We start from the raw sequence: 12,557 nt of genomic DNA on the forward strand, positions 1-12,557 counted from the left end.
TTTTAGTTGATTATATGGGTGATGGGGAAACTTCATATAACATGAAGATTTACGTGACGGCTAAAGACCAGCCTACCCTTCGGGACATTATCTTTGTCATGATTTTTGCAGCTAATGGGTTGGGGGTAGGATGGGCAAAAATCCTGCCAACCCTGGGTTTAATTTTTGCAGATTACTATGTACGGGACGATAACGTCGTAAATCTCAGGAACGTTATATGAAATCGAAACTCAAAAACTTACAAACAAAAGAGGGGGTTATTATTGTGGTGGTAAACATGAAAATTGATAATATAGTATATCATCCGGATAGTGTAGAAAAAGTATCGAATTGGATATACAAAGAATTTGTTGAAGAAAAAGGAGAAAAGTCTCTAGAATTCGTCATAGAAAGGTTTAAAAATAGAAATATAGATGAATTTCCTATTTCATTTATTGCTATTGTTAATGGAATGTGTGCTGGAGTTATTTCTATTTTTGATAATGACTTAGGTACAAGAGAAGATCTAACACCATGGCTTGCTGGATTATATGTTGATGAAAATTTTAGGGGAAATAAAATTGCTGAAGCATTAATTAATACTGTATTTAAGAAGTGTAAAGAGATGGGTTATACTAAAATTTATTTAAGAACAGAGCATACAGCAGAGTATTACCAAAAAAAAGGATGGACATTTTTAGAAAATACAGTTGATGAATATGGGGAAGAAACAACTGTTTTCTACATGAGTTTAAAATAATAGACTAGATAACTCACAGGAGAGTTTCGACATCATATAACAGCAAGGTTTACGGTTCCGCTACGCTGCACCCAAATCCATCAGACTAAGATAAGAGCTATCTAAGTCTGATGGACTTCGTAAACCTGCGGGACGTTATCTGAAATGCTGTAACGATAGTAGTATTATGTACTGATTAAATATTGATAGTTTATCTTTTAAAGTATATAATAAGAATGTAATATTTAGTAAAAATGAGAGGAGCAGTGTGATATGAAAACTATATCATTAAGAGTACCAGACTTCTTTGACTTAAATGAAAAAGAAACTAAATTACTTATAGCATCAAAATTGTATGAGCAAGGTAAATTATCTTTAGGTGAGGGATCTGAATTAGCTGGTGTGTCCAAAAGGACCTTTATAGAGTTATTAGGAAATTACAATGTATCTGTTTTTAATTATAGTGTTCAAGAATTAAAAGGAGATATAGAAAATGCCTAAATTTATATCAAATACAAGCTGCTTAATTGTATTAGATAACATTGATATGTTATTTATATTAAAAGAACTTTATGGTTCTATAATTATTACTCAAGAAGTTTCTGAGGAATTTGGAAAAGCTGTTCCTAAATGGATAGACATTAGAGAAGTAAAAGATAAAAAATATTTGAAACTGATGGAGAATTTTGTTGATTTAGGAGAAGCAAGTACAATTGCTTTGGCGTTAGAAATAGATGATAATGTTGCTATATTAGATGATTTAAAAGCAAGGAAGTTGGCAAATAAATTAAATATGAAGATAACAGGGACATTAGGAGTTATAATTAATGCTAGAAAGAAAAATATAATATCTTCTACAAATGAAGTTTTAGATAAATTAAAAAATACAGGATTTAGAATTTCAAAAGAATTAGAAAAAGAATTATTAAAGTATGATATGTAAGCAAACAGCACTTCAGATAACAGCGTATTTACACAGGGGGTGCTTTTTTATTATGAAAGTGAAAAATGACGCACCAAATTTATTCGCCAAGCGCAGTCGGTGCGCCAAGAAAAGAGCATATCATATAGTAGGTGGGATTCCTACTGAGGAAGGTTTAGCAAACCACTCATAGCGAGTTTTGGACATTTATTGGGTAACCATAGATGTTAAGCGTAAACAGTTAGGTAGTAGGCGGTAAGCATTTAGCTGAAGGGATTGAGCCTCGAAATCTTGGAGATTGGGAAAGGCCGATGCTGTCGACTGAGCAGAAGGCAACATTATAGTATTCGATAAGCGAGAATACAATAATACCCCGGGGTCGGAGACCTCCGCATGCTATACATAGATATGATATTGTTAACTTGGGAGGCCCTGTAATTTCTACGCAGAGAGATAGGATGTAACCAAGCGATAACAAAGTAAGGACATCTAATATTACAGGGAGTCGGATAATCGCATAGTACCGAGGAAGCAGAGTAATGCCTGTGGATGGGAAGGCGATTACACAAGATTAATCTTAAAAGGGAAACATATTCTATACACAGAGATAGGTGAAAATGTGGAAACGAAACTTGCAAGAATAGCTGAAGTAGCTAGAAATAGACCTAATGAAAGATTTACATCACTAATACATCTAATTAATTATGAATTGATAGTCAAATGTCATCATGAACTAGCTGGAAACAAAGCAGCTGGAGTAGATGAAGTAACAAAAGCGGAGTATGGAAAGAATCTTCCAGGGAATGTTAAGAGCTTAATAGCTAGAATGAAAAGATGGGCATATAGGCCATTACCTGCGAAAAGGGTATATATTCCAAAAGAAAATGGGAAGAAGAGACCGCTAGGGATTCCAGCATACGAAGACAAACTAGTTCAAAAGGCACTATCAAAGATTCTAAATGCGATATATGAAGAAGACTTTCTTGAATGTTCATTTGGTTTTCGTCCAGGAAGAAACTGTCATGATGCCTTGAGAATATTAGGAAGAATAGTTAACAGAGATGATATTAACTATGTAGTTGATACAGATATTAAAGGATTCTTTGATAATGTAGACCACGGGTGGATGATGAAATTCATTGACCATCGAATTAAAGATCCTAATATACAACGACTCATATCGAGACTTCTTCGGGCTGGAGTCATGGAGGCAGGAATAAAATATGACACTCCACAAGGAACACCGCAAGGTGGAGTCTGTTCTCCAATTATGGCGAATTTATATCTACATCATGTTGTTGACCTATGGTTTAATAAAACAATGCGTAAAGAGTTAAAGGGTAAAGCTTACATGGTGAGATACGCAGATGATATAATATTTTGCCTACAGTATAAAGAAGATGTAAAATACTTCTATAAAGCAATGAAAGAAAGAATATCCAAATTCGGTTTAGAGTTATCAGAAGAGAAAACTAAGATAGTAAATGTATCTGCTGATGATGACAATGACACATTTGATTTTCTTGGATTTACCCATTATATGGGTAAATGTAAGGATGGAATCAAACGACTAAAGAGAAAGACAAGTAATAAGCGATATCATCGTAGTATAATGAGATGTAAATCCTGGCTAAAATATAATAGAACTCTTCCAGTAAAAGAACTAATGAGGAAGTTAAACAGAAAACTAACAGGAACATACAACTATTATGCAGTATCAGATAACAGCAAAAGTATTGATAGCCTGTATGATGAGGTTCAAAAGCTAGTTTATAAATGGTTAAACAGACGCAGTCAAAAGAAAAGCTTTGACTGGGAGAAGTTCGAAATATTCTTGGAGAAATATCCTATTGTCAAGCCAAGAATAAAAGTAAATTTATATAGATTAGGTGCTGGTGCTAGTTATGTTAGGTGAATAATCGAGTGAAGAGCCGTATGCCTAAATAGGGCACGTACGGTTCTGTGAGGAGTTGGGGTTGTAAAGCCCCGCTTACTTGACCCCTAAGATTCAGAAACTTCGTAAACCTGCGGGACGTTAGACGAAATAACCCTAGTGGGAAAGAACTGTTAAAAATCAAAGATCGGTTTGATCCAAATGACGATAGCAACCTATAGACACATATAAAAAAGACTTGGAGAAAAGACATATAATAACGGGAGTGATAAAAGTATGGGAATTATTTATAATGACATGAAAAAAGATTTGTCATCTGAACAATTACATAATTTATTTATGTCTGTAGGTTGGTCAGATGGTTCAGAAACTCCAGATATGATAAAAAAATATAATGTTCCGTTTATTAATTCCACTCTTGTAATTTCAGCGTGGGAAAATGAATGCTTGGTTGGAGTAGTGCGAGTATTGAGTGATAAAATGTTTAGGTCTATTATTTATGATTTGGTTGTTTTACCGAATTATCAAAACAAGGGAATAGGGAAAGAATTAGTCAAACGCTGTATTGAGCATTACCCAAACTCGGAGTGGTTGGTTCAAACAACAGAAGAAATATCAAGTTATTACCAGAAAAACGGCTTTAAGATTAATAATGATGTGTTTTTATACATACCTTGTAAATTATTTTCAACCACCTAATAGCATAATGAGTAGTTGAGGTTAGAAAACATAATTATGGAACTGGGGTTCTAGAAGTTTCAATGATGATAAACAAAAGTAAATTAATTAGTGTATTATGTAAGTGACGGGTTACATCGTCTAACAATATATTTCCGGTTCCGTTCCTTCGTCACTGCACCCAAATCAGTCAACCTAAGATAGGAGCTATCTAAGGGTTGACTGACTTCGGAAATACCGATACGTTATCTAAAATCGCGGTTTACTGTAGACTCTGTAGAGCTAAAAATTCGGAAGGACTTAAAGGCTTGACATTGCTATGTTTAAAATCGTTTAAATTTCTAGTTATAATATAATCTATCTCATTTTTTAGAGAACTTATTTCTATTACAGCATCTTCATAATCGTTGATTTTTGAATTGAGAGCTTTTCGTAGAATAATTTCAGTAACGGGAATAGTATGAAAAAGATCAAATAATTCTCCAAGTACATATTTTACTTTTGATGAATCGTTATGATTTTTCATAAGAAAATAAGCTAGTGTAGTTACTTCATGAGCACATATATATCCTTTAATAAGGTTTCTGGAACAAAGGTCAAAAATTTTAGCAGCTTGAACGTGATTTTCTCGTTTGTTTAAAAAATCTAAAATAACATTAAGATCTATAGTTGCTTTTATCATGAAACATCTTCCTCAATTCTTTTTTATCTGGAATAGGTTGGTTTTCAAAAATACCATATAAATTCTCAACCCGTGGATTCATGTTATTTTTATTATTTTGATTTTTAAGTTCAAGAAAATATTCTTCAACCATTTTGGATATAGATTTATTAGTTTCTTTTGAAAAATGATGAGCAAATTTTATTAAGTCTTCATCAATACTTAAAGTTAATTTTTTTGGCATGGTTTATCACTCCTTACGTATATAATTATAATACTATACGTGAAAGATGTCAATAGTGTTAAAACCATCCGCGACTTCAGATAACAAAGTGTTTACGTTCGCCAAAAACCAGGCGACCCTACGGGACATTGGCTTTGTCACGCCTTTTGCAATAGGGTTTAAACGTAAGAATGAGCAAAAGTCGCGCCAATCCTTCTGCTAATTTATGATTGCATGGATGAACAGGAACGCCAACGTCGTAAACACCTGAACGTTATCTGACATTGCTACTCAGGTGGAATTATATATGTGAGTGAATGTTTGGAGTGATAATTATAAAAGTGAAATGGATATTTTTTGATTTAGGTAATACGTTGATTAATGAAGAAAGCCCACAAGAAGATCGGATCAAACAAGTAATTAAAATGTTTTCAACAAGAGGAATAAAAGTGACTAGAGATAAAATTATAGAAGAACTAGAAAATGCTTCTTTGAATTTTGCTTCAAGGATAATTAAACAGGCAATAGTTAATTTGTCGCCTGATAAAAAGATAGAAGAGTACATATTAAATAATTTAAAATATAAAAAAGAATTAGAAGAACCATATTTGAATGCTGATAAAATCTTGGAATACCTATACCCAAAATATAAGATTGGAATAATAGCTAATCAATCTAAAGGATCAGAAGAAAGATTAAAAAAATATGGGTTATGGAAATACATTTCTTTATTATTTGCATCCACTGAATTAGGATTAGAGAAACCTGATCCTCAAATATTTGAATTAGCTTTAGAAAAGGCAAATTGTGATCTGGGAAATGCTGTAATGGTTGGAGATAGATTAGATAATGATATTGGGCCAGCTAAAGAGATTGGTATGAATACTATAAGAATATTAAAGGGATTTCATAAAGTACAGATACCAAGTAATAAATTTGAAAAAGCAGATTATGAAATAAAAGAATTAATTGAATTAAAAAAAATAGTTTAGGGACAATCGCAACGATCAGATAACAATATATTGCCAGTTCCGCTACGCTGCACCCAAATTCATGAACCTAAGCCAAGTCTGGCTAAGGCTCATGAACTTCGGCAATACGAATACGTTATCTGGTACGACTGAGCAATGGTATATAGTTTAGTAGGTGGAAATCCTACCTGATAAGATTAAGCCAAATCATCAGTAGCGAGTCTTGGAGTCAATAAAGTGATTTATTGATTTAAGTGTAGACAGTTAGGTAATAGGCCTGAAAGTGATTGAGCCTCGAAATCGTACAGTTGGGAAAGGCTGACAGTTTCAGATATCTGGAAAGCAACATTTTATGAGACATTAATGGCTAGTTTCTTAAAACCTCCCCGGGGTCTAAGAGCCAGGCATGTTATACAATGACTATATGATAACTCAGGAGACCCTGCAATTCTTCTGAAAAGAAGTATAGCAAACAACTGATAAAAAGGAAGAATGCTGAAGGTTGCAGGGAGTCGGACAGTTTTCATAGTATTGATGAAGCCGGGTAATGCCGGTGGAGAAAAGGAAAACTGTACGAAATCGTATTTGTTAAGGACACATTAACCACACACAGGGGTGGATAAATAATGTCAACAAAATTAGCAAAGATAGCAATAAAAGCAAAACAAAATCCAAAGACAGTATTCACTTCACTGTATCACTTACTGAATGAGGAATTACTGCTGTTATGTCATCAAGAATTGGAAGCTGGTAAGGCAACAGGTGTAGATGAAGTAACTAAAGCAGAATATGAGGAGAACTTAAAAGAGAATATAAGTGCTCTTGTGGAAAAATTAAAAACACACTCATATAGACCCCAGCCAGTAAGAAGGATATATATACCCAAAGGTAAAGGAAAAGGAAAAGTAAGACCTCTAGGGATACCAGCATATGAAGACAAGCTAGTGCAGCTGGGATTAAAGAAGATACTGGAGCCGATATATGAAGCCATATTTCTGGACATATCATATGGATTTCGACCAGGACTAAGTTGTCATGACGCCTTAAAGAAGCTAAACATAGTAATAGAAAAGCAGAAAATCAGCTATGTGGTAGATGCAGATATAAAGGGATTCTTTGACAATGTAAATCATGAATGGTTAATGAAATTTATAGGAGTAAATATAGCAGATCCGAATATAAAAAGGCTGATAGTAAGGTTTCTCAAAGCTGGAATAATAGAAGATGGGGAACTCACAGCAACTGAGCAGGGAACACCTCAGGGAGCAATAATATCTCCATTACTGGCAAATATATATCTTCATTATGTACTAGACCTATGGTTTATGGGGATAATTGGCAAACATTATCGTATCAACGGTGAAGCTGAGATAGTGCGATACGCTGACGATTATGTATGCTGCTTTCAATACAAAAGAGCAGCAGAGATATTCTTTCATGTACTAAAGAAAAGACTAGCAAAATTCGGTTTAGCACTGGCAGAAGATAAATCCAAGATAATAGAATTTGGTAGATTTGCAGCCAGTAACAGCAGACGATTAGGTAGAGGCAAACCGGAAACCTTTGACTTTCTAGGTTTTACTCACTACTGTAGTACAAGCAGAAAAGGTAGATTTAGGGTAAAACGTAGGACGATGAAGAAAAAAATCAACGCCAAGATAGTAGAATTCACAAGATGGATAAAGCTAAGGAGGAATATGTTGACGACCAACGAAATAGTAGATAAGGTTAAATCCAAGTTGAGAGGACATTATCAATATTATGGAATAACAGATAATAGTAAGTCTATAGATAATTTTAGACAGGCAATTATCAGAATACTATTTAAATGGTTGAATAGAAGAAGTCAGAGGAAAAGCTTTATATGGGAGAAATTTAAGAAATATATAATTGATAAACACATACCAAAAGCAAGAATATGTGTAAATATATATGGATAGTTTTGATTTTATGTGAGATGGAGTGAGGAGCCGGATGCCCGAATTGGGCCCGTCCGGATCTGTGAGGGTTCGGCATCGTGAGGTGCCTTCTACTCGACAAATATTTCTATGGAGGTGAAAAAACAATGAAATGCCAAAATTGTGGTAATGAGTTAAAGAATAGTGATAAATTTTGTTCTAATTGTGGTTCTGAATTAAAAAAAGATTTTTCATCGTTTAGTAATAAAGGAAATAAAAATAATAATGCTGTAGGTGTTGGAAATACAATTTTAAATAATGTAGGTGAAGTTAATGTTAACAATTATAGTGAACAGAAAATTAAAGACATTAAATATGAAATAGCAAGTATTACGCCTTTATTTAATGTTAAAAAAATGAAAATAGTAGGTATTATTAGTTCTATAATTGGTGTATTACCAACATTAGTTAGTTTATTTGGATTAATTAATAAAACTAAGATTAATATATCAGATAAATTTTCAAGTTATATGCTGATTTTACTAGCATTTGGGTCTTTATTGATAATTCTCAATATGATTTTAAAAAGAAGAGGTTTTGAAAAGATAAGGTTCTTTGCTGGGAAAGCTATCTATTTGAAATTATTAGATAATGATAAAGTAGCTATTTTGAAAATAGCAGGTAAATGCCCAACTTGTGGAGCTAACATTAATTTAATGACAGATAAAAATAATGATACTTATGGTATTTGTGAAAGAAATCCACAACAACATATCTTTGGATTCGATCATACATCATTGTAAATACGAAATACTTCAGATAACATGGGATTTAAGGTTTCGCTACGCTGCATCCAAATTCATTCGGTAAGGGCAGTCGGTGCGCCAAGAAAAGAGCATATCATATAGTAGGTGGGATTCCTACTGAGGAAGGTTTAGCAAACCACTCATAGCGAGTTTTGGACATTTATTGGGTGACCATAGATGTTAAGCGTAAACAGTTAGGTAGTAGGCGGTAAGCATTTAGCTGAAGGGATTGAGCCTCGAAATCTTGGAGATTGGGAAAGGCCGATGCTGTCGACTGAGCAGAAGGCAACATTATAGTATTCGATAAGCGAGAATACAATAACACCCCGGGGTCGGAGACCTCCGCATGCTATACATAGATATGATATTGTTAACTTGGGAGGCCCTGTAATTTCTACGCAGAGAGATAGGATGTAACCAAGCGATAACAAAGTAAGGACATCTAATATTACAGGGAGTCGGATAATCGCATAGTACCGAGGAAGCAGAGTAATGCCTGTGGATGGGAAGGCGATTACACAAGATTAATCTTAAAAGGGAAACATATTCTATACACAGAGATAGGTGAAAATGTGGAAACGAAACTTGCAAGAATAGCTGAAGTAGCTAGAAATAGACCTAATGAAAGATTTACATCACTAATACATCTAATTAATTATGAATTGATAGTCAAATGTCATCATGAACTAGCTGGAAACAAAGCAGCTGGAGTAGATGAAGTAACAAAAGCGGAGTATGGAAAGAATCTTCCAGGGAATGTTAAGAGCTTAATAGCTAGAATGAAAAGATGGGCATATAGGCCATTACCTGCGAAAAGGGTATATATTCCAAAAGAAAATGGGAAGAAGAGACCGCTAGGGATTCCAGCATACGAAGACAAACTAGTTCAAAAGGCACTATCAAAGATTCTAAATGCGATATATGAAGAAGACTTTCTTGAATGTTCATTTGGTTTTCGTCCAGGAAGAAACTGTCATGATGCCTTGAGAATATTAGGAAGAATAGTTAACAGAGATGATATTAACTATGTAGTAGATACAGATATTAAAGGATTCTTTGATAATGTAGACCACGGGTGGATGATGAAATTCATTGACCATCGAATTAAAGATCCTAATATACAACGACTCATATCGAGACTTCTTCGGGCTGAAGTCATGGAGGCAGGAATAAAATATGACACTCCACAAGGAACACCGCAAGGTGGAGTCTGTTCTCCAATTATGGCGAATTTATATCTACATCATGTTGTTGACCTATGGTTTAATAAAACAATGCGTAAAGAGTTAAAGGGTAAAGCTTACATGGTGAGATACGCAGATGATATAATATTTTGCCTACAGTATAAAGAAGATGTAAAATACTTCTATAAAGCAATGAAAGAAAGAATATCCAAATTCGGTTTAGAGTTATCAGAAGAGAAAACTAAGATAGTAAATGTATCTGCTGATGATGACAATGACACATTTGATTTTCTTGGATTTACCCATTATATGGGTAAATGTAAGGATGGAATCAAACGACTAAAGAGAAAGACAAGTAATAAGCGACATCATCGTAGTATAATGAGATGTAAATCCTGGCTAAAATATAATAGAACTCTTCCAGTAAAAGAACTAATGAGGAAGTTAAACAGAAAACTAACAGGAACATACAACTATTATGCAGTATCAGATAACAGCAAAAGTATTGATAGCCTGTATGATGAGGTTCAAAAGCTAGTTTATAAATGGTTAAACAGACGCAGTCAAAAGAAAAGCTTTGACTGGGAGAAGTTCGAAATATTCTTGGAGAAATATCCTATTGTCAAGCCAAGAATAAAAGTAAATTTATATAGATTAGGTGCTGGTGCTAGTTATGTTAGGTGAATAATCGAGTGAAGAGCCGTATGCCTAAATAGGGCACGTACGGTTCTGTGAGGAGTTGGGGTTGTAAAGCCCCGCTTACTTGACCGCTAAGGTTCATGAACTTCTGAAATACGGATACGTTAGGTGAAATTACCAAGTAAGTCAACAAATCCAATGTTCTCTTGAGGTGAGATATTATATGAATTCAAATGGTAAAGAGTATATCTGTATTAATAATCAAAATGATTTAAATTATCTTATTGAGAGAATTGAGAACGGCCCCCTATTTGCTGAAGCATTTAAATTTGATAATAATAGGATTTTTATTGAGTTACTTAATTATTTTGAGATTGATTATAAAGAATTCAAAAAAGGATACTTTTATTTTGATGAAAACCGTGATTTACACATATCAGAAAGTGAATTTGGTTACACATGGATAAGTACTTATGGGTTAGTTGCAAAAGGAAAATCAACTCGGAACAAGTTTGTTAATTCATGTAAGAACCAATACACAGTGGTATCACTTTTATTTGAAAAAGCGAAAGAGATTTGTGAAAGCGATAGGGTTTATGATGTAGATGGATATGAATTTGGGTATTTAAGCAAATTAACTCCAGCATTATTTCACAATGTTTTGTTTTATATTGAAGTGTTTGGTAAAGCTTACTTGTCACTTAGCGATGTTAATGTCCCACACACCCACGAGCTTGCCAAATTGTTTGCAAAAGTAAATGAAACGATATATAAAAAAAGTCATAATGATACAATGTTTCAGGCGCATATAATTGCAGAATTCGAAAAAGTTGTAGAATATATTGAATCAATACCAGGTGATTTTAAAGAGCATTTTGTTAAGTACGATGATAACTCTGAGGATGGTACCGTAATTCGTTTCAATATAGATTCTCTCGATGAAATACAAAAAACAATTGACATGAGTAATGATTTTATTAGCAGTTATTACTATGATGATGATGTAATGTACCTTAAGTCTGGATTATTAGATAGACTGATAAATAATGCTATGACTGAAGATGAAAAACAACAAATAATTAATAAGTATGGATACATGAGAAGAAGAAATAATTGAGATTATCGTAAAGTTATGGTTGGTAACTTCACCTAACAGCAAGGTTTACGGCTCCACTATCGTTTCGCCCAAATTTAAGGGCCTAACATAAGAGCTATGTAAGGCCCTTAAACTTCGTAAACCTGCGGAACGTTATGTGAAAGTGTGTACTAGTTATAGATTTGGAGGGGGTATATGCATATGGAACTTAGAGCTTGTAATATTGAAGATTTAGACGATTTACGTGAGTTATCTATTAGAACTTACAGCGAGACATTTGGTGCTATGAATACCGAAGCTAATATGAAAGAGTATTTAGATAGGGCTTTTAATAGAGATGTATTGAGTGAAGAACTGATGAATGGTGATTCGAAGTTTTTCTTCCTGTATATTGACAATAAATTAGCTGGATACTTGAAGTTGAATGAATATATGGCACAGACAGATATAAATGATTCAGAATCGATTGAGCTTGAAAGAATATATGTCAAGAAGGAGTTTCAGGGAAGTGGTTGTGGAAGTTTCTTGATTGAGAAGGCTATAGACTTGGCCCTAGAGAGTAGAAAGAAGTATATATGGTTAGGTGTTTGGGAGAACAATGCAAAAGCATTAGGTTTTTATAAGAGGAATGGATTTTATCAGTTTGGTCAGCATTCATTTGTAATGGGAGATGATGAACAGACAGATTATGTTTTACGTAAGGATTTATTATTTCAGTAAATATATAGATTAGAAGCAAGATAAAGAAGGCATCACGGCGAAGTCTAAGTGGACCTTATGCTTCCGTACACACCTTCACCTAACAAAATATTGCCGACTCCATTCCTGGCGTCATTTCGTCCAAATCCATCAAACCAAGATAGGAGC

The 12,557-nt window shown here is 33.9% G+C and carries 14 protein-coding genes; 12 read left to right on the forward strand and 2 right to left on the reverse strand.

Annotation, left to right across the window (positions count from 1 at the left end):
• Nucleotides 1-14 precede the first annotated feature (14 nt).
• The 6 genes from D7D81_RS19520 to D7D81_RS10020 all read left to right on the forward strand — a co-directional run bounded on the left by D7D81_RS19520 (nucleotide 15) and on the right by D7D81_RS10020 (nucleotide 4,233).
• Nucleotides 15-221, forward strand: coding sequence for a hypothetical protein (locus tag D7D81_RS19520; protein WP_164522204.1), 207 nt, complete (start codon nucleotides 15-17; stop codon nucleotides 219-221).
• Between the two features lie 44 nt (nucleotides 222-265).
• Nucleotides 266-739 carry a GNAT family N-acetyltransferase gene (locus tag D7D81_RS10000; protein WP_164522205.1) on the forward strand — a complete coding sequence of 158 codons (474 nt, stop codon included), beginning with the start codon at nucleotides 266-268 and terminating at the stop codon, nucleotides 737-739.
• A 252-nt stretch (nucleotides 740-991) separates the two neighbouring features.
• Nucleotides 992-1,219 (forward strand): UPF0175 family protein, encoded by a 228-nt coding sequence (locus D7D81_RS10005; protein WP_125989627.1) that lies wholly within the window; start codon nucleotides 992-994, stop codon nucleotides 1,217-1,219.
• The gene (locus D7D81_RS10010) at nucleotides 1,212-1,661 is read left to right on the forward strand and encodes a PIN domain-containing protein (protein ID WP_125989629.1); all 450 of its coding nucleotides are present in this window, start codon (nucleotides 1,212-1,214) and stop codon (nucleotides 1,659-1,661) included. The genes D7D81_RS10005 and D7D81_RS10010 overlap by 8 nt, the downstream gene beginning before the upstream one ends.
• Before the next feature lie 598 nt (nucleotides 1,662-2,259).
• Nucleotides 2,260-3,555, forward strand: a complete 1,296-nt coding sequence (ltrA, locus tag D7D81_RS10015) for a group II intron reverse transcriptase/maturase (RefSeq protein WP_125989631.1) — start codon at nucleotides 2,260-2,262, stop codon at nucleotides 3,553-3,555.
• A 255-nt stretch (nucleotides 3,556-3,810) separates the two neighbouring features.
• Entirely contained in the window at nucleotides 3,811-4,233 is a 423-nt protein-coding gene (locus tag D7D81_RS10020) for a GNAT family N-acetyltransferase (RefSeq protein ID WP_125989633.1), read from the forward strand.
• A 241-nt stretch (nucleotides 4,234-4,474) separates the two neighbouring features.
• Here the strand turns inward: D7D81_RS10020 and D7D81_RS10025 are convergent, their stop codons facing one another.
• A complete protein-coding gene (locus D7D81_RS10025) occupies nucleotides 4,475-4,894 on the reverse strand; it encodes a PIN domain-containing protein (protein ID WP_125989635.1) in 420 nt (139 codons plus the stop codon).
• The gene (locus D7D81_RS10030; RefSeq protein ID WP_125989637.1) at nucleotides 4,869-5,117 is read right to left on the reverse strand and encodes a DUF6364 family protein; all 249 of its coding nucleotides are present in this window, start codon (nucleotides 5,115-5,117) and stop codon (nucleotides 4,869-4,871) included. The genes D7D81_RS10025 and D7D81_RS10030 overlap by 26 nt, the downstream gene beginning before the upstream one ends.
• A 353-nt stretch (nucleotides 5,118-5,470) precedes the next feature.
• On the opposite strand from D7D81_RS10030, the gene D7D81_RS10035 reads away from it, so the two are divergent.
• From D7D81_RS10035 to D7D81_RS10060, 6 genes are all read left to right on the forward strand, one after another.
• Nucleotides 5,471-6,088 carry an HAD family hydrolase gene (locus tag D7D81_RS10035; protein ID WP_205739163.1) on the forward strand — a complete coding sequence of 206 codons (618 nt, stop codon included), beginning with the start codon at nucleotides 5,471-5,473 and terminating at the stop codon, nucleotides 6,086-6,088.
• A 605-nt stretch (nucleotides 6,089-6,693) separates the two neighbouring features.
• Nucleotides 6,694-8,007 carry a group II intron reverse transcriptase/maturase gene (ltrA, locus tag D7D81_RS10040; protein ID WP_125989641.1) on the forward strand — a complete coding sequence of 438 codons (1,314 nt, stop codon included), beginning with the start codon at nucleotides 6,694-6,696 and terminating at the stop codon, nucleotides 8,005-8,007.
• 125 nt (nucleotides 8,008-8,132) lie between these two features.
• Nucleotides 8,133-8,768: a zinc ribbon domain-containing protein gene (locus D7D81_RS10045; protein ID WP_125989643.1), complete on the forward strand. Its 636-nt coding sequence runs from the start codon at nucleotides 8,133-8,135 to the stop codon at nucleotides 8,766-8,768.
• Between the two features lie 575 nt (nucleotides 8,769-9,343).
• Nucleotides 9,344-10,639 carry a group II intron reverse transcriptase/maturase gene (gene ltrA / locus D7D81_RS10050; protein ID WP_125989645.1) on the forward strand — a complete coding sequence of 432 codons (1,296 nt, stop codon included), beginning with the start codon at nucleotides 9,344-9,346 and terminating at the stop codon, nucleotides 10,637-10,639.
• A gap of 178 nt (nucleotides 10,640-10,817) precedes the next feature.
• Nucleotides 10,818-11,711 carry a hypothetical protein gene (locus tag D7D81_RS10055; protein WP_125989647.1) on the forward strand — a complete coding sequence of 298 codons (894 nt, stop codon included), beginning with the start codon at nucleotides 10,818-10,820 and terminating at the stop codon, nucleotides 11,709-11,711.
• A gap of 180 nt (nucleotides 11,712-11,891) precedes the next feature.
• Nucleotides 11,892-12,410: a GNAT family N-acetyltransferase gene (locus D7D81_RS10060; RefSeq protein ID WP_286169537.1), complete on the forward strand. Its 519-nt coding sequence runs from the start codon at nucleotides 11,892-11,894 to the stop codon at nucleotides 12,408-12,410.
• The last annotated feature ends 147 nt before the right edge of the window (nucleotides 12,411-12,557 follow it).

This window comes from Halocella sp. SP3-1, assembly GCF_003953885.1.
In the GTDB taxonomy this organism is placed as follows: Bacteria; Bacillota; Halanaerobiia; order Halanaerobiales; family DTU029; genus Iocasia; species Iocasia fonsfrigidae.